Here is a 19285-nt window from a genome sequence, read left to right as displayed (position 1 = left end):
GCCGGATGCGCAGGCGTCGGCGATATGCCCTATGCAACCGCCGCGGATGCAAATGAAATCTATCCATTGGGCACGGGTGACAAGCTGAGGGTGACCGTGTTCGGCGAGGACACGTTGTCGGGCGAATACACAGTAACCGGCGACGGGGACATTTCATTCCCGCTGATCGGAAATGTTCCAGCCAGCGGACGCAGTATCGAGGAACTGCAGGCAACACTGACTGCGATGCTCGACAACGGATATGTGAACGATCCGCGGGTCAGCGCCGAGGTGCTCGAGTATCGGCCCTATTACATCCTTGGCGAGGTCAACCGGCCAGGAGAATATCCCTATTCGGTGGGTCTGACAGTGGAACAGGCCGTCGCTACAGCAGGCGGTTACACCTATCGCGCAAACGATGAGCGGGTGTTCCTGAAGCGCTCCGACGATACGCAGGAAAAGCTCGTGGACCTAGAACGCAGCCCGGCATTTCGCCTGCGGCCTGGCGACACTGTGAGAGTGGGCGAGCGCTATTTCTGATGATCTGCTTGCAGGTTCATGATTCCATTACGGATATATTCGTGTGATGCGGATACTTTTGGCCACCGGCCACCCATACCTGCCGCAGATCGCTGGCGGCGCCCAGTCCAGCATGCATGAACTTGCGCAAGCGCTAATCGCTGAAGGGCACCAGGTCGCTACCTTTTCCGGCCTAACGGGTGTGGGGAGCCTTGGCTGGAGAGCGCGCCTTTCGTTGAAAGTCCGGAAGAGCAAACTCTTTCGCAACGACACGCTCGGTTATCTTGCATTTCGTTCTTGGGTCCCTGCAGACGCAGCCCAAGAGGTGGCCACAGCCTTCGCACCTGACATTCTGTGCATGATGTCCGGCTTTCCCGTGCCTCTTTCAAAAGCGTTCCGGCAAGCAGGCGTCGCTACGCTGATGTATTTCCGAAATGTCGAGGACGATGATTTTGGTGGCGAAGTGGCCGGGTCGGCAGATGGGTATCTTGCGAACTCGCAATTTACGGCATCGAAAATGCGTGAACGTCACGGGGTCGACTGCAGTGTCATTCCGCCGCTTGTAAATGGCAAATGCTATGCAACGCGCACGTCGCGTCACTATGTAACCCTCATCAATCCGCATCCCTTGAAGGGCAGGGATATTGCATTCGAACTCGTTAAGCGCTGCCAGGATATCCCTTTCCTGTTTGTAAAAGCATGGACGCTGGAGAAGGAAGACCAGACAGCGCTCGACGAGCTGAATTCGCGCTTTCCCAACGTCGATGTCCGGGATCGCACCGAAGACATGAAGACCGTCTATGCGCAAACCAGAATCGTCCTGATACCAAGCATCTGGGAAGAAGCTTGGGGCCGCGTGGCGACCGAAGCCCACTTTAGCGGAATACCAGTGATTGCCAGCAGGACGGGCGGATTGCCCGAGTCTGTCGGGCCTGGGGGCGTACTGATCTCGCCCGATGCGAGCGTGCAGGCATGGGTGGACGCGCTTCGTGCTCTCACCCGGAATGAGCAATTGTATCGCAAACTGTCTCGAGCGGCGCGCGACTATTCGAAGAGAAAGGAAATGCAGCCGGGGATGCAACTGGCGCATTTTATTAAAGCAGCAAACAAGGCGATCACCGCTCACAGAAGCGTGCTGACGCCGGATAGCTCGTGAGGATCTTCTATTACACGGCTGTCGATTGCTCCCACCCCGGAGGTGTACAATCAGTGGTGGGCGGTTTGGTCGAGGCGATGAAGCGCCTGGGCCATCACGTCTTCTCGACCTGGAGCGAGCCAACCGGAAGTCGTGTTGCCAACAAGACGGTGCTCGATCTGCATTTGCGCGAACCGGATCGGCGCAGACTATGGCATCTGGCCTCGCTGTTTCGCTCAATCGGAGCCCTGCTTCGTACCAGACCACACATCGTGCATCTCCATTTCCTTACAAAGCGGGCCCACTATTTCCTCCTGCTACGGCGATTCCTCGGCTTCAAGGTCGTGATAACCGCGCACGGTAGCGACCTGCTTCGACCATGGCCGGGAGACCGGGACCATCTGGGACGGTTTTTGCAAGAGGCCGATGCCGTCACTGTCGTCTCCGAAGATTTGCGCGACCATGCGCTGCGCATCGGTTCCCTGCCGCAGCAGCGAGTAGAGGTCATTCCCAATGGCGTGGACATGGAAGTCTTCCAGCCGATTGGAGGAAAGCGACAACCCGGATCAATGCGTCTGATATCGGTAGGTCGGCTTGAGCACGTCAAGGGCCATGATGTGCTTCTGCGCGCTTTGGCTGACCCACAATACGGTAGCGGGAGCTGCGAACTTACATTGGTAGGCGACGGTGAAGAACGAAGTGCGCTGATCGAACTTGCTCGCCAACTGGCGATCGAAGCGAGAGTCAATTTCGCAGGAATGCTAAACCAACAGGAAACGCTAAATCTTCTACAGAACTCCGATGTCTTTGTTCTGCCATCGCGGAGCGAAGGCCTGCCTGTCGCATTGATCGAAGCCATGGCGTGCGGTCTGCCTTGCCTAGCCAGTGACGTGGGCGGGGTTACTCAAGTCCTTTGCGGCGCTGGCATGACTGTCGAACCGGACAACCCCGAAGAGTTGGCGAGATGCCTTGGGATGATTTTAGCTGACGAAAGCCTTCGCACTGGTTTGTCCAAGGCGGCAATTCGAAGGGCAAGCAGCTTCTCTGCTGCATTAGCCGCCAACCGATACGCGGCGCTTTATAAGCGGCTCGCCAGTAGTGGCTGAGATTGCGGCCGCATAGCAGCCCGCAACCCTAACCCAGTTTGTAGTCTTCCGTAACGGTATACGCGATTGGCTTCGCGTCGCCGCTGGCACCGCTTGTCCGGCAGAGTCGTCACCGTCACGGAGCAGCAATGTCAGAAATCGTCCAGTTTCCCGGCCGCGAGGACCAAGCAGATCAGTCGGCACGCCCGCGAATCATGTTCCTGCTCAAAGAATACCCGCAGATCAGCCAGACCTATATAAAGAACGAGATAGAGGCGCTGGAAGACGACTACGACATCCATATCGTGACACGGCGGGGTCCGGACATCGCCTACGAAGATCACCGCCCCTACCGAACCGCTGAAACGCTAGAAGAATTCGCCCAGGCCGTAGCAGAGATCCGGCCCCATATCCTCCATACGCATTATCTCACCGAACTCCGTTTCATTGGGCAGTTGTCCGAAATGACCGGTATTCCTTTTACCGTACGCACCCATTCTTTCGATACCGTCGCCCTGCGCAAGAAGAGCATAAAGGGTCGGATCAAGCAGATGCTCAAACGGTCTAAGCCGCTTGAGCGTACACCGTGGTTTATCGAGGGCATACGCGCCATGGAAAGCGAGTTGTGTCTGGGTGTGCTGACGTTCCCGTTTTCGCGCCCTTGGCTGGAACGCATGGGCATCGACGGCAAGAAGCTGATCGATTGCTTCCCCGTCGTTCGCACCGCCGCTTTTTACGATGAGAGCGAGAATGGCGATGCGATCATGAACACCGGTGTTGCGACACCGAAAAAGGCGATGCCCGAATTCCTGAAGCTGGCAAAGCTCGTGCCAAACGAGTCCTTCAGACTCTACGCGATGGGCTATCACCTCGACTGGCTGAAAGAGCAGGATGCTGAGATGGGCTCCGGTGTGGAATTTGTGGAGCCGGTCCAACCTGCTGCGATGCCGGCCGAATACAAAAAGCACCGGTGGCTGGTTTATACCGGCGATTTCGACATTCCCACTGTTGGCTGGCCCATGGCGATTGCAGAGGCTCAGGCATCCGGTGTGGGAGTTTGCATGCCGAGGCTTCGTCCGGACCTTGCTGAATACGTGGGCGAAGGAGCAGGCTATCTCTACGACCACATCGAAGACGTGGTTCCGATCGTATCGGGGCCCGTCCCTGACGGGATGAGGGAACGTGGATTCGAACAGGCCCGCAAATCCGACATCGAAAACCACAAGCACCTTCTGACCGATCTTTGGGACCGCGCGCTCGATCGGGCAGGCATGAAAAGTGCCGGACATTTGCCGACCGCAGCACCTTCGAGTGTGCCGAATTGAGCGCATCACCCGTGAGGCAAGAGACCATCGAAGCAGCGGCGACCGATGATCGGGACGCATCGTTCAGGACATCGCTTGCCCGTTTGCTCGCGCTCTTGTCACGCAAGGATCGCATAAATGCGATCGCCTTATTCGTGCTCATGCTCGTGGGCGCAGCGCTAGAAGTCGTCGGCCTTGCGGCAGTTCCAGCATTCGTAAGCGCGGTCGTTGATCGAGAAGCCATGGAATATATTCCGGTTGCGGGCCCGTTGATGGCGAGCCTCACGGCGAATCTTACCGACCGCGCACTGGTCGTCTGGGGTGCGGCCGCCTTGATCGCGATCTTTGCCGTCAAGAACGGTTTCCTCGGCTTCAACTACTACCTGCAAATCCGTTACGTCACGAACCGGCGCCTCTCGATCGCGGCGCGGCTGATGCGTGCGTACATGGGCGCGCCCTATCCGTTCTTTCTCAAACGGAACACATCGGAGTTGCTCCGCAACGTCGACAACGAAGTCATAACCGTGTGCTACAATGTCATCAGCACCTTGCTGGAATTGCTCACAAAGCTGGTCATACTCATCAGCGTTTTCATCTTCCTGCTGGCCGTGGAACCTTTGATCACTATGGCGTGGATCGTCTTCCTGGGCGGGATCGCCGCGATTGGCGTTATGACGATCAGCACGAGATTGAGGACATACGGCCTCGTGCAGCAGGAAAATCGCGCGGTGTTTAACCAGTCGCTTTATCAGGCCTTCGGCGGGATCAAGGAAATCCGCACGCTGGGTCGTGAAGAGTTCTTCGTCGGCCGGGTATTGGCCGCGGTGGGGCGCATTACCATGGTGAACCGCTTCAAGATGCTCATCACCAAGATCATTCCTCCTGCGTCCGAAATGGTCGCGATGACCGGTCTGCTGGCCTTGGCGGCGGGTTTGGTATTACTCGGGCGAAGTACGGATTCCATTCTCGTCACGCTGTCACTTTTCGTCGTCGGGCTTGTCAGATTGCGTGAGGCGTCGAGTGCCGCAATGTCGCAATTCGCCGACCTTCGCTACAGCCTCGTTTCGATTGATCCGATCTTTCGCGACCTTGACGAACTGGAAAGCGAGGGACCTGAATTCGCTAGTGAGGGTAGCTGGCAAAGTCCGGCCCTTTCGATCGGTCTTGCCGAAGTCTGGCATCGCTATGAAGGCGCGGACGGCCATGCGCTCAAAGGTGTGGGTCTGGACATAGAGGTCGGGTCTGCAGTCGGCCTTGTCGGTTCGACCGGCGCAGGCAAATCGACTTTGGTGGACGTGCTTCTCGGTCTGCTCGAGCCGGAACGCGGTGGGCTTGAAGTTGACGGCATTCGGTTGGCACCGGACCAACTGCGTTCGTGGAGGCACCATGTCGGTTATGTGCCGCAGGCGATCTATCTTCTCGACGACACCATCCGTAGCAATATCGCACTCGGGCTCGACGATCACGAAATTGACGACGATGCACTGGGAAGGGCTATCGAAAGCGCGCAATTGGGCGCTTTCATAGGACGTCAGCCGCATGGACTCGACACGTTGGTCGGTGAGAGCGGTGTGCGTATCTCGGGTGGGGAAAGGCAGCGTATCGGCATTGCCCGAGCGCTCTACAAGGATCCCGCGATCATTGTTCTCGACGAGGCTACTTCTGCGCTCGACAATACGACCGAGCGGGCGGTGATCGATGCAGTCGACGCTATGCGCGGCGAACGAACCGTGGTCATGATCGCACATCGCCTCACGACCGTGCGCAATTGCGACCAACTTTACTACCTGAAGAACGGGATGATCGAGGCGTCTGGGACCTATGAAAGGCTGTGCCGCGAAAACCGGGAATTTCGCGAGATGGCGGCGTGAAAAGCCTATTCGAACGAACCAGCAGCTTCGCGAATGCTGCAATAGGAAAGGCGCGCTGGCATTGGAAACGTATGCCGGAAAGGGCGATCGAACATGGCATCCCGCCTGCGACGCTCGGCTATCGTTGGCGTCGCAGGGAAAGCGTGCGCCAGTATCTTGCACGCGTGCCAACGGCTGGCTTCATCGAACAACTTTCGCCGCCGCGCACAGTGGAAAATCCGTTGCCCAAGAATATTTCGAGCCGGAACAAACTTTCCCGCGATGGTAGTTTGTGGGGCTACTCGATGTACGATGTCCCATCGCGGTTCAGCGCCGAAACATTCTTGGCCGAACTTGCCGTGTGCCAAGTGATCGCTTTCGATACGCCATCGAAGGGCGATTACTTCCCCGCCATCATCGCTCCCGACGAGACATCGATCGAGGTGCGCGAGATATCACATCGTCCCGCGCATGTAGCTGCGTTGCCAAGGACGGGCGAGACGCAACATTATGTTTCGGGAGTCTGGTTCGCTGAACGCGCATACCACAACCATTCCCACTGGTTGACCGCGCATCTTCCCAAATTGCTTCTTATCAAGGGAATGGAGCGCCTCGACGAGGTGCTGATGCCGACGAGGAGAACGGCGGTCATGGATGCCTCGCTCCGCATGCTCGATATTGACTGTTCGTCCTTGCAACAGTTCGATCCGTTGCTTCCAGTTTCGGTCGATCGCCTCACCATTTTAGGCACGGATCGCTTCAATCCCGAGCTGTTGAGATCGGTGCGTACTGCCTTCGGCCAAACATCTGCGCCTCCGCCTTGGCGCAAGATCTACGTCAGCCGGGCATCAGCCAAAGGCCGACAAATCACTAATGAAATGTCCTTGCGTCCGGCGCTCGAAGCTGAAGGCTTTGAAACAATCCTGATGGAAGAGCTGACTTTCGAAGAGCAAGTGTGCCTGATGCAAGAGACGCGCGTCGTTGTCGCACCGCACGGGGCCGGAATCACGAACATACTCTTATGCGCCGAGGGTGCGCAGCTTGTCGAGATGGCGGACGGCGACTTTCCTAACCCGAATTTCTATGCGCTCGCTTGTGCATTGGGGATCGGTTACTGGCTGCTGCCGGTCGAAGCGGGAAGTGCTCCGAACCCTCTAGACCGCGATCTCACCGTCGATATCGATGCCTTGCTCGAGATCATCGACCAGCTCGCATGATAATTTCCGCTGTCGTGCCGTGCTACAACGCGCAGGCTTATCTCGGACCGGCACTCACCAGCCTCCTTATCCAGAAGCGTCCGCCCGACGAGATCATCGTGGCCGACAACGGTTCGACGGATGATAGCAGGGCGATCGCCAGATCATTTGGCAAGGCAGTGCGTGTCATCGAGGTGAATGAACGCGGGGCCAATTTTGCGAGGCTGGCAGGAGTGCGAAAGTCGCGCGGCGATGGCCTAATGTTCTTCGATGCCGACGACCTCCTGACGCCGAACGCGCTGGCCTCGTTAGAGGAAGCTCTCATCGACAATCGGGGTCAGATCGCGTGCTGCGATTGGAAGAGGCTCGTCGCAGAAAACGACAGCTGGCAACCAGCTCCAGCCTCTTGTTTGCCACGACTTGCGGGACAGGACGATCTCGCTGCGTGGCTGGGAGGCTGGTATCAGCCTCCGTGTTCGGTGCTTTGGTCGCGGGGCGCCTATGAAAAATCGGGGGGCTGGGATCCAGGCGTGCAGGTCAATCAGGATGGCGACATTATGATGCGTGCCTTTCTTGCAGGAAACTCCCTTGTCCGTGCCAAAGAAGGTTGTGCCTTCTATCGCAAGCTGCCCGAAGAGTCCTCGAGCGTGTCAGCTCAGCGTGCGACACCGGCCGGGCTGGAGTCGCGGCTCGACGTGCTCGACACGGTTACAAGCAGGCTTGAAACTCGCAGTCTGGCAAAGCGATATGCAGGCGATCTGCGGAGAGCTTATAGTGCTGTCCGGGCAGATATCCCGCGGAAAAACCCGGCGCTTTCCATTCGTTGCCATAACGCCATTCTTTCGCTCGAGGACCTGGAGACTCTGAATGCAAACCTGACGTGGCGTATGCGCATGGTATGGTCGCGGTTGGTCGAGCCTATCAACAGTCGATCAAGCTTTGGGGGCGGGAACGGGATGCCAACGATCCAGACCCTTTCCCTCCAAATGCCGGGAAATGCAACGGGCCCCACACCTTTCGTTAGCGTCGTCGTGCCGACGTTCAATCGCGCGAAGTCGATAAAGCGGACTATCCTCAGCATTTTGGCCCAGGATTATACCAATTTTGAGCTTATAGTGGTTGATGACTGTTCGACGGACGATACCGATGCCCAAATTCGTGCAATTGCCGACCCAAGGCTCCGCGTCATACGCCTGGAAGCCAACGCAGGTGTCGGTGCTGCGAGGAACCGTGGGATCGCCGAAGCCCAGGGCGAATTGATAGCTTTTTGCGATTCCGACGACTTCTGGCATTTAGGAAAGCTTCGTACGCAAGCGCTGGCGATGCAGGCCAGCAGTGTACGGGTTGGCATGACCTACACCGGTATCCGGATAAGCGGCGCGGGGGCGAGGAATATTGTCGAACGACCTGAGTATGGCGGCGAGCTCTACTCGACGATGCTGGTCAAGAACGTGGTCAAGGGTGGCGGAACCACGGTCATGTTTCGCAAAAGCGCCCTTGAACTTACCGGGGGGTACGACACCTCCTTGCCAGCGATCGAAGATTACGACCTGATGATCCGGATCTCGCGGTTCTTCGAGATCGGCTTTATCGGCGAACCTCTCGCCACTTATTTCGATGGCGAGGAGCAAATAGGTGTCTCTGCCGAAGGCAGGCTGTCCCAAAACCATTTGGCAAACCGGATCGCCCGCGGGCGCGTGTTCGAGCGCTATCATGGCGACATGCAAAAGCTTGGTGTCGATAATCTCTATTTGATGGATAGCGCAAAGCGCGAACTCGACAGTCAGGCAGGAAGTATCACCAAGGCTGTGGCTTACGCCTTGAAGGCTTGGGTGCGCCGCCCGGCCAACAAGTACTTCTATCGCTGGGTGGTCGAAATTTTCGGCAAAAAGGTTTCCGCGAGAATTGGAGGCAGTTTCATTAGGGCGTTCAGTGGATCGCAAACTTGAGTTGGTGAGTTTTTATCTATCTCATCGTTCTATAAAAAGTTGACCTATGTGAGTGATTGATTTCTCTTCTTAAACTAGGTGGGTTCCCGAATTAGGACAGGGGCGCACCTTTGCACGGCAACTTAGCAACCATACTCGATCAACTTTCCGGACTGGGTCAGGGATCGAAAGTGGCTCTCGATTTTCTGAGCGCGAGATCGCGCTCCTATCAAGCGAAAAGGCACGTCGTACGGCACGGTGATCCGCTATCACCCTTTCCGATCATCACCGATGGCTGGGCAGCCAGGTGCCAGATTCTACGGGATGGATCGCGGCAGATTTTCGGTCTGCTTCTTCCGGGTGACATGTGCCATTTCAATGCCAATCCACACGCCCAATCGACGCATGACATCGTTGCCTTGTCTTCGTTGCAGGTTGCATTCATCGAGCAGCGCGACTGGCGAGAGATCAAACTGAATGCCCCAGACATCGCGGTGGCGATCAGGCGCTATGCGAATTTCGAGAGTTCGATACTTTCCGCGTGGATAGTCAGTATCGGCAGGCGCAACGCACTAGAGCGCACTGCGCATCTAATCTGCGAAGTGCGCTTCCGCCTCGAGCTTATAAACCAGGTAGATGGCGATAGTTTCGCCTTCCCACTGACACAGGACGATCTGGCGGATGTGCTTGGTCTGACGCCAGTCCACACCAACCGGAAACTCCAGGATCTGCGCCAGGCCGGGCTGATCACCCTTCATGGCAAACGACTGACAGTACATGATCTCTCCAGGCTAGAAAGGCTTGCTGGCTTCGACCGCGAGTATCTCCTGCCGGGGGTACGTGAACTGGTAAGTTGAAAGTTGCCGAAGCAAACCTGGTTTATGGCAAAGTTGGTCGAGCCAAACGATCAGGTATGATGCCCTTTTCCGACACACAGGCTTCGAAATTTCAGCGATATCGCATTGCTTTGCTATCGGCGTTGGGACTGGTGGTTGCCTTGTCCGTCGTCTTTCTCGGTGGCCCATTGCCGGATAAGCAGAGTCCGCAACCGGTCGAAGAGCAGCGGGCAACATTCACTAAGGCGATAATCTCCGGGCGAAACGACAACCGGCTAGCTATCATACAGGAGGCGGACCCTGCGGAGCTGATGAAAGCCTTCGAAAATAATTCAAAGAATCCTGTCGATCTGGTCCGGGCGCTCGAGTGCATGACGAATGCGATCTATTACGAAGCGGGATCTGAAAGCGCCGATGGTCAACGCGCAGTGGCACAAGTGATCCTTAACAGGGTTCGACACCCGGCTTTTCCCGACACCGTATGTGGGGTCGTTTTCCAAGGCTCGACCAGGACAACAGGGTGTCAGTTTACCTTTACATGCGACGGTTCTTTGCTCCGCGCGCCTGCCCCAGGAAAGTGGTCGTTCGCTGAGACGATTGCTCGATCGGCGTTGGAAGGAACGGGCTATCCGGCCGTGGGATCAGCCACGCATTACCACGCCAATTATGTAACTCCCTATTGGAGCTCGAGCCTGTCGAAGATCGGCGATATCGGTCTTCATGTTTTTTACAGGTGGCAGGGAGGTGCAGGCGAAACGGCCGCATTTAGCCGCAACTATCGCGGCAACGAGCCCGCGATCTCAGATCCACTCCCACTCGGGCCCGCCGACACGCCGGTGCCATTCGGGTCGACTCTCGCAGCAACCGGCGAGGAAGAAACCGTACATCCTTCGGGGACCAAAGCCTTCGTCCCCCGCCCGCTTGAAATGGCGCAGGCTTCGGAAATTACCGGCAAGTCATGCACCGACGTGCGAACCGGCACTTGTGGGTCTCTGACTCTGGACAGGAAGAACTGATGACGGCTTCGGGGGTAAGAACCTTCTTTTGTTTGGTCGCGGCTTCGTGTCTCCTGACGCCCGCGGTCCATCCTCAAGAAAGTCTTCAGGGTTTCCAGACCGCAGGGGACCTGCTCGCCAAATGCACGAGCACTTCGAGCTTCGCGAAATCCTATTGCTTTGCATATATTGCCGGTGTCGCCGATGCGGCGCGATCCTACAAGGTCTGGCTTGAACTCGGCGAGCCGTGCGTGCCCGCTGGGTCCAGCCAAGGGCAACTCGTGGATGTATTCACGGAATATATGACAGAGCATCCTCAGGCATCCAGTTCCCAGGCTGCTTCGGTGGTCATCACCGCATTGCACCAGCGCTTTCCCTGCGAACCTATTCGCTGAAATAACCCTCGAGATAATCGCGGCTCGAAGAGCGGCGGACATTTGCCGCCCAGAAAGCCGTTCCGGCTGCACTGACGACAATGAGCAATTGTGCGCCTGCAAGCCAAAATTCCATCGACCACCACGAAGCTACGGCCCCCACAGCACCTAGCAGAGCTAAAAGGGCGATGGCCACTATCAGGAAAGTTCGCCGCGACTTCGATACCAATCTGCGCGCCGATGCGACAATCAATATCCCGGCACCTGTAGCCCATGGCAGGGCGCCAAGTATGCCGGTATCATTGGGGGTGGCGACCAGTACGACCGCCGTGGCAATGCTAGCGAAAATGAGCAGCCAAGCGGTGCGGCGCACTGTTTTCATGGCTTCGCGCTGTCGGCCGGATTGTCCAGCAGTTGTTTTCCCATCGGCGCCCTCCAGCCCAAGCCGTCGCTTCGCGGTCTGGAGTATCGACAGGTTTGGTCGCGGAGAGGTGCCATGCAGTCCTGCGCTTAGAAACGGCGCCTCTCCCTTTCACTAAACTATGTAAGAAATCAGGCTTCTATTTTCTAAAGCATAAGTGCCAACGAGGTGTCCCAATCAGGTTAGGGAGCGTCGCCGGAAATCCAAATATCAGATGAGCCTGTTCGGCAATTATCTGGTGCAAGATTTCTGATGATCCATCGCAACTACTCATTTCCCACCGTCTCTATTGCGCAAATTTTCGGGTTGGGCTGAGTGAAATACTCCGCTCCCCGAGATCTGCCAGAGGCTGCGAACGGGTACACAAATGCAAAAAATCCGATTGGTGCAGTCGGGAGATCAAGCCCTTCCCGATGGATGACGAGAACACTGGATGTGGGAATGTCGGCTTTCGCCCTGGTTATGCTTGCACCCCTATTCGGGATGATTGCGCTGGCTATCCGGATCAAGGACCCTGGCCCCGTCTTCTTCGCTCACCGTCGCATCGGACAGGAAGGAAAATGGTTCGGATGCCTCAAGTTCCGAAGCATGGTAATCGATGCGGAATTCCGCCTTGCTGACGTGCTCGATAACGATCCCGATGCTGCTGCAGAATGGCACGACAGTCAGAAGCTCAGGAAAGACCCACGGGTGACGGCGCTGGGCCGTTTTCTACGGCGTTCAAGCCTGGACGAGCTGCCCCAGCTGCTGAACGTTCTCCGGGGTGAGATGAGCATTGTAGGGCCGCGCCCGATCGTCGCGGATGAGATAGCTAGATATGGCGAGAATTTCGCAGCATATTGCTCCGTCCGTCCGGGCATTACCGGGGCAGCGCAGATCAGCGGAAGGACGGACTTGGCCTACAAGGACCGCGTCCGGATCGACACGGACTATATCGCGCGGAAATCGCTTCTGGTCGATCTGCTGATAGTTATGAAGACAGTGCCGCACGTTATGACAGGCAAGGGCGCAGTGTAGAGTACAGCGTGGATCGGCCGCTCAAATTTCAGAGCGCAGGCTCATCACTATCTTGTCCAGCAATTGCTGGGACGTCGAGCGATTCTCCGTCGTCTCTCCATTATGTTCACCGACGACGAGATCGATTTCGCAGGCGGCTACGGCGATGTTGAGCGCGTCGCGGGGAGTGATCACCGAACGTTCGATCAGGCCATGCATCAGGCTTTCGACAAGCAGCAGGGCTGCACGGCCATGAGGTTCCTCTCCTGGAACAAGGTCGATTAGGGCTACGTCGGGCATCGATACTCACCTTTCCAAGCGAAGGGCGTTGCCCTCCAGCCGCCGGTGCCTGAACGAAAAATTACGACGATGTGCTGAACTAGCACTCGACCTGTGCTATAATCAACAACCTATAATAACATTGCGCAATTTTTATGCTCTCGCCTTTGCTGTAGGCCCCTGCAATGTCGAACCCATTCATCCGAAAATTAGAAAGCTTTGTGTCGCTTGATTCGGATGTGGCATCGGAAATCGAGGCGGCGATGTCTTCGGTGAATATTTATGCCGCAAAGCAAGACCTGATCCGGGAAGGCGACAAGACCGGTCCGGTGTTTATCGTGCTGGAAGGCTGGGTCTGTCGCTACAAAATCCTTCCCAATGGTTCTCGTCAGATCATCGCCTTCCTTGTTCCGGGCGATGCTTGCGACCTGCATACCGACCTTGTGCAAGAAATGGATCACAGTATTCAGGCGGTGACGAAAGCGAGGGTTGCCGTGATTTCGCGCGAGCGTATGCACGAGTTGCTTGACCAGCATCCATCTTTTGCGAACGCGATGTACATTTCGCAATTGGTCGACGAAGGCACCATGCGCGCGTGGATCGTCAGCATGGGTCGGCGAACGAGTATCGAACGTGTCGCACACCTGATTTGCGAGCTTTATTTACGGATGCACCAGATTGGCGTTTCCGACGATGCGAAACTCGAGCTTCCGCTTTCGCAGGTCGTGCTTGCCGATGCGCTTGGAATGACACCCGTGCACATCAACCGTATTCTCAAGGAATTGAAGTTGAAGGGGACGATGGAACTGAACCGCGGCAAGCTGATTATTGCCGATGCCATCCAACTCGTCCGCATTGCAGGTTTCGATGAAAACTATCTTCACCGCAGGTTGGAGAAGAGGCTATAAATCGGGATAGGGAGCCCTCCGCGCGGAGCCGAACCTTCGGCATCCCGCAATCTAGTCTGCCAAAGCCTTCGCGTCTCTAAAGCTTACCAGGCTTCGGTTCGCTTCGTCCCAAAGGGTCAATCGCACGCTTTTGAGGCTATGCCACACGCCAATCTTGCCGGTCTCTCGCAAAGCGGGAAAAGCTCTCATAACTTCCGGCAAGCGATAAAATGGGATGCGGCTCGCTAGATGATGAATGTGGTGCAGCCCGATGTTCCCGGTGAACCAATGAAAGATCGGGTGCAGCGCATAATACGAACTGCCGTAGAGCGACGCTTCATGAAAGGACCAGTCATCCTTCGATGCCCAATGCGTACCTTCGAATTGGTGCTGGACGTAAAACATCCAGACGCCACCGGACGCGGCGAGGATCACGATTGCCAGGTGGACCGACATGACGGTTGCCAAACCGAAGACAAACGATAGCCCGACCAGCGCGCCCGCGATCGCCAGATTGGTTGCCATCGCGCTTTTCCACGGCCCCCAACCGGCCTTCATCTGTCCCACGGGAAGGCGATGCCGCAGCACGAATAGATAGACGGGTCCAACCCCGAACATGATCACCGGATGACGATAGACCCGGTAGAGAAAACGGGCCCAGGTTGAGCGTGCCCGGTATTCCCGGACTGTCAGTGTATCGATATCGCCCATCCCCCTAGCGTCGAGATTCCCCGATGTCGCATGATGCACTGCGTGAGCGCGCTTCCAGACGAGGTAAGGGGTCATAGTCAACACACCCAGCGCCGACCCGACCCGATCGTTTGCCTGCCGACGCGCGAAAAACGCTCCATGCCCGCAATCATGCTGTATGATGAAAAGGCGAAGCAGGAGCCCGGCAGCCGGCGCTACCGCAATGAGTGCAAGGTAGTTGCCACGCGTCGTCCCGAAAACCGCGATCCACCAGCATGCTGCGAACAGCAAGAACGTCAGGGCCAGTTCGAAGATGCTCCGCCACATCGCTGGAGCACCGTATGCCCGTAGTGAGGCGGCGAGTGTTCTGGCCGTGTCCTTGCGACTGGGCGCTGGCGTAGGCTGAATGGGAGTGCTGGTTTCGATCGGAGGTCTCTTTGTGAGTGGGCGGGGCGGTTCGCATATACGTTCGCGCGCTTCCACGAACTAATCTATTGATAGATTTGGGAACTCAGCAGACGAAATACGACGGGCAAACGTCTGCCGATCGAATTAAAATGCGGGTATCCTACGATTATCGGCGGGTAGGCAACCTGGATTAGGGAATGCTGCGCTGCCGCGTCCTATCACTCCTCACACGCTTCGATGGCAGGATATTTCTGTCTGCCGACCGAGAGGAAGATATCAAGATGAGCACTCCCGAGAACCTCTTCGACCTTTACGTGGGCGAACTGCAGGATCTCTGGTCGGCGAACGACCAGATGTAGAAAGCGGTTACGCAGATGGCCAAGAAGATAGATGACAAGGAACTTGCCCAGCTTTTTGCGGACTCGCTCGAGGGCATCGAAGAACACACCTCGGTGCTCGAAGAGATCATTGAGGGATGCGATGGCTCATTGGACACGAAAGAGCATTGCAAAGGTATGGAAGGCCTCGTCAAGGAGGCGCGCAAACACGCGATCGACGCCGATATCGAAAGTGATGTCAGGGCTGTCGCTGCCATCGCGCAGTACCAGCGGATGAGCCATTATGGCATTGCCGGCTTCGGCACTGCCAAGGCTTTCGCACAAGCTTTGGGCCGCGACGACGATACGGCTAAGCTCGATGAAATTGTCGACGACATTTATGGCGCGGATGATTTCGCAAGCGAACTGGCCGAACGCTCGATCAACTTGGCTGCCAAGCAGGACAACTAGATGCCGACGGGCGCGGGCGACCCCCCTCACACTTTCCCGCGCCCCGACGCTTGCCTCCGCATTTTCAGGGATAATTGAATGAATGATCAGCTCAAGCTGTCCAAGGGCGGCGCGAACCATCAAGAGCCACTTCACGATGATGATGTGATGACCACCGCGCAGGGTTCGCCCATAGCCGACGATCAGAACTGGCTGACCGGTGGCCCACGCGGGCCGCAACTGCTGGAAGATCATATTGCGCGTGAAAAAATCTTTCACTTCGATCACGAGCGCATTCCTGAACGAGTGGTCCATGCCCGCGGCTACGGAGTGCACGGCGAATTCGAATTGACGGATCCCATCCCGGAACTCACCCGGGCAAAGGTGCTGGCGGGGGAGAAGGGCAAGAAAACGCCTTGTTTCGTCCGGTTTTCTACGGTGGCCGGTAACAAGGGTTCGCCCGATCTGGCGCGCGACGTACGCGGCTTTGCGGTCAAGCTTTATACTGAAGAGGGTAATTGGGACATCGTAGGCAACAACATCCCGGTGTTCTTCATCCAGGATGCGATCAAGTTTCCCGACCTCATCCATGCAGTGAAGCCTGCGCCCGACCGCGGCTTTCCGCAGGCACAGAGCGCACATGACAACTTTTGGGACTTCATCTCGCTTTCGCCCGAAGCGATGCACATGGTGATGTGGCAGATGTCCGACCGGACCATTCCGCGCAGCTTTCGCTTCATGGAAGGTTTCGGCATCCATACATTCCGCTTCGTTAACGAGGCGGGTGGAAGCCAATTCGTCAAGTTCCACTGGAAGCCGAAACAGGGCCTGCAGTCGGTCGTCTGGAACGAGGCCCTGAAAATCAACGGCGCCGATCCCGATTTCCATCGCCGCGACATGTGGGATGCGATCGATGCAGGCGACTTCCCGCAATGGGATCTGGGCGTACAGGTTTTCGACGAGGAGTTTGCGGATAAGTTCGAATTCGACGTGCTCGACGCGACCAAGCTGATCCCCGAAGAACAGGTTCCGGTGCGCATCATCGGGACCATGACGCTGAACAACAATGTCGACAATTTCTTCGCAGAGACCGAGCAAGTCGCCTTCTGCACGCAGAATATCGTGCCTGGCATCGACTTCTCTGACGATCCGCTGCTGCAGGGCCGCAATTTCAGCTATCTCGATACGCAGCTGAAGCGCTTTGGCGGACCGAATTTCACCCATATTCCCATCAATGCGCCCAAGGTGCCGGTTCGCCATTTCCAGCAGGACGGGCACATGGCGATGACTAACCCTAAGGGACGGGTGAACTACGAGCCCAACAGCTGGGGCGATGGCGACGGCGCCGAGGAAGATCGCGGCCCGCGCGGTTGCCCCATGCAGGGCTTCACAAGTTACGAAGCCCCGGTCGAAGGTCCGAAAATGCGCGCTCGCTCCGAAACTTTTGCCGACCATTACAGCCAGGCTCGGCAGTTTTACATCAGCCAGGCCCACGTGGAGCAGATACATCTGGCCGAAGCGCTGATCTTCGAATTGAGCAAGGTGGGCAGACTGTCGAGCCGCAAGAGGATGGTCGGCCATCTGCGTCATATCGATAATGAACTGGCGCAGACCGTATGTGACGGCTTGGGCCTGTCAGAACTGCCCGAAAAGACACCCGTTGCGCGCCAGCCTATCACCGATTTGCCGGAAAGCCCCGCCCTGTCGATCCTGAAGAACGGGCCGAACAGCTTCAAAAGTCGTAAGTTAGGTATCTATATTGCCGAGGGCGCCGATGCCGCTGTCGTAGAGAGTTTGCAAGATGCGGCGGAAGAAGCAGGTGCCTTGGTCGGCATCGTTGCGCCACATATCGGCGGCGCGAAGCTTTCCGATGGCAAAATCCTCGAAGCCAACGAGAAGATCGATGGGGGACCACCGGTCGTGTTCGATGCGATTGCGGTCGTTATGGGAGAGGCGGCGGCGAAAGAACTTGCCGACGACAAACCCAGCCAGGATTTTGTTTCCGACGCCTTCGCCCACGCGAAATTCATCGCATATGTGCCGTCGGTCAAGCCGCTCTTCGAGGCGGTGGGTATAGGGGCCAAGATGGATGACGGTTTCTTCGATGTGAGCGAGGATTCGTCTGCTAAGGATTTCATCACTGCTTGCGGCAAGCTGCGATTCTGGAAAAGATTGGGGAGTTACTGAACGTCATTTTGATGAGAATCAAAATAAAGTGATGTAATGTTCTAACTAATTATACCGAAATGATTTCAAATCATTCTATATTGAAGTCAATCTCTGTCAATAATAAGTTATACTCTGAGGGTTAGGGTATTAATCGGTATTCAATATTTATGGCCTTCAGCCCTCATTTTGTGGTGAGCAAATCCAATATCGGAGAGGTCTTCACCATTTTTTAGGAGATAGAGTTATGCAGTATGGCAAGGTCAAGAGCTACGATAGCTCAAAGGGATCGGGAATGATCGCACCCGAACAAGGCGGAGACGCCCTGCCGTTTGAAAAATCCGACCTGAAGCAGCAGGGAAAAGAACCCGCAGCCAATCAGCGTTTCGGATACGAAACTCGCAAGGGCGATGACGGCAAAGAGTGCGCAACAAACCTCCAGCAGCAGCAAAACGATGATCAGTCACGAAAGGGACAGGCAAGTAAGCAGCAGGGCTGACCAGAGCACGAGGAAGGGGGCAATCGCCCCCTTCTTCATTTAAGCAGGGTTGGAATGCATGTCAGACTTTGGAACCGGCCGGGATGATCCGGAAAATCTTTCGCGGGTGACCAAGCGGCGTTCGGTAGCAAAGGCCATCTCATGGCGTGTGGTTGGCACTCTCGACACGCTGATCCTCTCTTACGTCCTGATCACCTACCTCGGTCCGTTCTTCGGCGCTGAAATCCCACAAGACGAAGCGCTGGAAACAGCCGGGCTAATTGCAATCACGGAAGTCCTCACGAAATTCGTTCTCTACTTCCTTCACGAGCGAGCGTGGGCCAGTGCATCGTGGGGATTGAATTGGAGCGACGGGAAGAGGCGTGAGTCCGTGACGCGCAGTGCTGCGAAAACCGGGCTTTGGCGAACCATCGCGTCCACCGATACATTTCTGCTCGCCTGGTTCTTTACCGGCAGCGCAGCCACCGCCGCATCGATCGGCGGACTGGAGATAGTGAGCAAGCTCATCCTTTACATGATCCACGAGCGCGTATGGTCAAGAATCTCATTCGGGCTTGCCATTCACCAAACGTGAAACTTGAACTTCCCATCGGTGCCTTACGAGCGCTGCTCTCGATAAATACGCTACGCATCTCTTTACATCATCTCTCTTAGTACCTCAGCGATTTGTTACATTTTCGCCAACGCTGGGTTGATCGTCGGAGCACTCTAGTCGTGGTAGGGTGATACATTCACTTTACGACAGGAAGCGCGGAACACGCTTAGCTCTCCTCCGGCGCTCAAGTTCGGGAAAATAGTCTATTTTGGTAGGGCGCCGCAATGAGCCATGCCTTTGCCTGTAATCGGGTCATTAACAGAGTGGCAGCTTTTTACGATACTCGGCCAATAGCAGACCGTCCGCTTCCGGCCCAATTCCAGTCATATAATTCAAAAGACCTCATTGGGCAGCTTCTGAGCCGAAAGCGGTCGGT

At 56.3% G+C, this 19285-nt stretch carries 19 protein-coding genes and 1 pseudogene; 17 read left to right on the top strand and 3 right to left on the bottom strand.

What is annotated here, in order from left to right:
* Positions 1-24 precede the first annotated feature (24 nt).
* The 10 genes from CVE41_RS02175 to CVE41_RS02130 all read left to right on the top strand — a co-directional run bounded on the left by CVE41_RS02175 (position 25) and on the right by CVE41_RS02130 (position 11222).
* Positions 25-519 carry a polysaccharide biosynthesis/export family protein gene (locus CVE41_RS02175; protein ID WP_232725756.1) on the top strand — a complete coding sequence of 165 codons (495 nt, stop codon included), beginning with the start codon at positions 25-27 and terminating at the stop codon, positions 517-519.
* Positions 520-565: 46 nt separating this feature from the next.
* On the top strand, positions 566-1654 hold the full coding sequence (locus CVE41_RS02170) for a glycosyltransferase (RefSeq protein ID WP_100259182.1): 1089 nt from the start codon (positions 566-568) through the stop codon (positions 1652-1654).
* Positions 1651-2739, top strand: coding sequence for a glycosyltransferase family 4 protein (locus CVE41_RS02165; protein WP_100259181.1), 1089 nt, complete (start codon positions 1651-1653; stop codon positions 2737-2739). Before CVE41_RS02170 ends, CVE41_RS02165 begins: the two co-directional genes overlap by 4 nt.
* A 128-nt stretch (positions 2740-2867) precedes the next feature.
* Positions 2868-4043 (top strand): glycosyltransferase family protein, encoded by a 1176-nt coding sequence (locus CVE41_RS02160; RefSeq protein WP_198507698.1) that lies wholly within the window; start codon positions 2868-2870, stop codon positions 4041-4043.
* Entirely contained in the window at positions 4040-5893 is a 1854-nt protein-coding gene (locus CVE41_RS02155; RefSeq protein WP_198507697.1) for an ABC transporter ATP-binding protein, read from the top strand. The genes CVE41_RS02160 and CVE41_RS02155 overlap by 4 nt, the downstream gene beginning before the upstream one ends.
* Before the next feature lie 71 nt (positions 5894-5964).
* The gene (locus CVE41_RS02150) at positions 5965-7089 is read left to right on the top strand and encodes a glycosyltransferase family 61 protein (protein WP_157799361.1); all 1125 of its coding nucleotides are present in this window, start codon (positions 5965-5967) and stop codon (positions 7087-7089) included.
* Positions 7086-9017, top strand: a complete 1932-nt coding sequence (locus CVE41_RS02145) for a glycosyltransferase family 2 protein (protein ID WP_100259178.1) — start codon at positions 7086-7088, stop codon at positions 9015-9017. Before CVE41_RS02150 ends, CVE41_RS02145 begins: the two co-directional genes overlap by 4 nt.
* Positions 9018-9187: 170 nt before the next feature.
* On the top strand, positions 9188-9853 hold the full coding sequence (locus tag CVE41_RS02140; protein WP_198507696.1) for a Crp/Fnr family transcriptional regulator: 666 nt from the start codon (positions 9188-9190) through the stop codon (positions 9851-9853).
* Complete coding sequence (locus CVE41_RS02135) at positions 9850-10848, top strand: cell wall hydrolase (protein ID WP_232725755.1); 999 nt, start codon at positions 9850-9852, stop codon at positions 10846-10848. Before CVE41_RS02140 ends, CVE41_RS02135 begins: the two co-directional genes overlap by 4 nt.
* Entirely contained in the window at positions 10848-11222 is a 375-nt protein-coding gene (locus tag CVE41_RS02130) for a Rap1a/Tai family immunity protein (protein WP_157799360.1), read from the top strand. The genes CVE41_RS02135 and CVE41_RS02130 overlap by 1 nt, the downstream gene beginning before the upstream one ends.
* Here CVE41_RS02130 and CVE41_RS14540 read toward each other — a convergent pair.
* Positions 11212-11583, bottom strand: coding sequence for a hypothetical protein (locus CVE41_RS14540; protein ID WP_157799359.1), 372 nt, complete (start codon positions 11581-11583; stop codon positions 11212-11214). The genes CVE41_RS02130 and CVE41_RS14540 overlap by 11 nt on opposite strands.
* A gap of 456 nt (positions 11584-12039) precedes the next feature.
* Between CVE41_RS14540 and CVE41_RS02125 the strand changes: the two genes are divergently transcribed.
* Positions 12040-12639, top strand: coding sequence for a sugar transferase (locus CVE41_RS02125; protein WP_100259174.1), 600 nt, complete (start codon positions 12040-12042; stop codon positions 12637-12639).
* Positions 12640-12660: 21 nt separating this feature from the next.
* On the opposite strand, the gene CVE41_RS14535 is transcribed toward CVE41_RS02125, so the two are convergent.
* Positions 12661-12918 carry a hypothetical protein gene (locus CVE41_RS14535; RefSeq protein WP_157799358.1) on the bottom strand — a complete coding sequence of 86 codons (258 nt, stop codon included), beginning with the start codon at positions 12916-12918 and terminating at the stop codon, positions 12661-12663.
* Between the two features lie 164 nt (positions 12919-13082).
* Here CVE41_RS14535 and CVE41_RS02120 point away from each other — a divergent pair, with 164 nt between their 5' ends.
* Entirely contained in the window at positions 13083-13805 is a 723-nt protein-coding gene (locus tag CVE41_RS02120) for a Crp/Fnr family transcriptional regulator (RefSeq protein WP_232725754.1), read from the top strand.
* A gap of 51 nt (positions 13806-13856) precedes the next feature.
* Here the strand turns inward: CVE41_RS02120 and CVE41_RS02115 are convergent, their stop codons facing one another.
* Entirely contained in the window at positions 13857-14801 is a 945-nt protein-coding gene (locus CVE41_RS02115; protein WP_198507695.1) for a fatty acid desaturase, read from the bottom strand.
* 278 nt (positions 14802-15079) lie between these two features.
* Here CVE41_RS02115 and CVE41_RS14830 point away from each other — a divergent pair, with 278 nt between their 5' ends.
* The 5 genes and pseudogenes from CVE41_RS14830 (at position 15080) to CVE41_RS02095 (ending at position 18888) form a co-directional block, all read left to right on the top strand.
* The gene (locus CVE41_RS14830; protein WP_232725753.1) at positions 15080-15241 is read left to right on the top strand and encodes a hypothetical protein; all 162 of its coding nucleotides are present in this window, start codon (positions 15080-15082) and stop codon (positions 15239-15241) included.
* Positions 15242-15253: 12 nt separating this feature from the next.
* Positions 15254-15670, top strand: a pseudogene (locus CVE41_RS02110) (YciE/YciF ferroxidase family protein); the annotation flags it as partial.
* 78 nt (positions 15671-15748) lie between these two features.
* Positions 15749-17836: a catalase gene (locus CVE41_RS02105; protein WP_100259173.1), complete on the top strand. Its 2088-nt coding sequence runs from the start codon at positions 15749-15751 to the stop codon at positions 17834-17836.
* 226 nt (positions 17837-18062) lie between these two features.
* Positions 18063-18314 carry a cold-shock protein gene (locus CVE41_RS02100; RefSeq protein WP_100259172.1) on the top strand — a complete coding sequence of 84 codons (252 nt, stop codon included), beginning with the start codon at positions 18063-18065 and terminating at the stop codon, positions 18312-18314.
* 106 nt (positions 18315-18420) lie between these two features.
* On the top strand, positions 18421-18888 hold the full coding sequence (locus tag CVE41_RS02095) for a DUF2061 domain-containing protein (protein ID WP_232725751.1): 468 nt from the start codon (positions 18421-18423) through the stop codon (positions 18886-18888).
* The last annotated feature ends 397 nt before the right edge of the window (positions 18889-19285 follow it).

This window comes from Qipengyuania seohaensis, from assembly GCF_002795865.1.
GTDB classification, from domain to species: domain Bacteria; phylum Pseudomonadota; class Alphaproteobacteria; order Sphingomonadales; family Sphingomonadaceae; genus Qipengyuania; species Qipengyuania seohaensis.
Note: the sequence above shows the minus strand (reverse complement) of the source record. Positions and strands in the feature narration are given on the sequence as shown.

Coding starts and splice junctions, on each gene's coding strand:
- CVE41_RS02175 (WP_232725756.1), top strand. CDS start 25: ATGCCCTATGCAACCGCCGCGGATGCAAATGAAATCTATCCATTGGGC.
- CVE41_RS02170 (WP_100259182.1), top strand. CDS start 566: ATGCGGATACTTTTGGCCACCGGCCACCCATACCTGCCGCAGATCGCT.
- CVE41_RS02160 (WP_198507698.1), top strand. CDS start 2,868: ATGTCAGAAATCGTCCAGTTTCCCGGCCGCGAGGACCAAGCAGATCAG.
- CVE41_RS02150 (WP_157799361.1), top strand. CDS start 5,965: ATGCCGGAAAGGGCGATCGAACATGGCATCCCGCCTGCGACGCTCGGC.
- CVE41_RS02145 (WP_100259178.1), top strand. CDS start 7,086: ATGATAATTTCCGCTGTCGTGCCGTGCTACAACGCGCAGGCTTATCTC.
- CVE41_RS02130 (WP_157799360.1), top strand. CDS start 10,848: ATGACGGCTTCGGGGGTAAGAACCTTCTTTTGTTTGGTCGCGGCTTCG.
- CVE41_RS14540 (WP_157799359.1), bottom strand. CDS start 11,583: ATGAAAACAGTGCGCCGCACCGCTTGGCTGCTCATTTTCGCTAGCATT.
- CVE41_RS02125 (WP_100259174.1), top strand. CDS start 12,040: ATGACGAGAACACTGGATGTGGGAATGTCGGCTTTCGCCCTGGTTATG.
- CVE41_RS14535 (WP_157799358.1), bottom strand. CDS start 12,918: ATGCCCGACGTAGCCCTAATCGACCTTGTTCCAGGAGAGGAACCTCAT.
- CVE41_RS02120 (WP_232725754.1), top strand. CDS start 13,083: ATGTCGAACCCATTCATCCGAAAATTAGAAAGCTTTGTGTCGCTTGAT.
- CVE41_RS02115 (WP_198507695.1), bottom strand. CDS start 14,801: ATGTGGCGGAGCATCTTCGAACTGGCCCTGACGTTCTTGCTGTTCGCA.
- CVE41_RS14830 (WP_232725753.1), top strand. CDS start 15,080: ATGCTGCGCTGCCGCGTCCTATCACTCCTCACACGCTTCGATGGCAGG.
- CVE41_RS02105 (WP_100259173.1), top strand. CDS start 15,749: ATGAATGATCAGCTCAAGCTGTCCAAGGGCGGCGCGAACCATCAAGAG.
- CVE41_RS02100 (WP_100259172.1), top strand. CDS start 18,063: ATGCAGTATGGCAAGGTCAAGAGCTACGATAGCTCAAAGGGATCGGGA.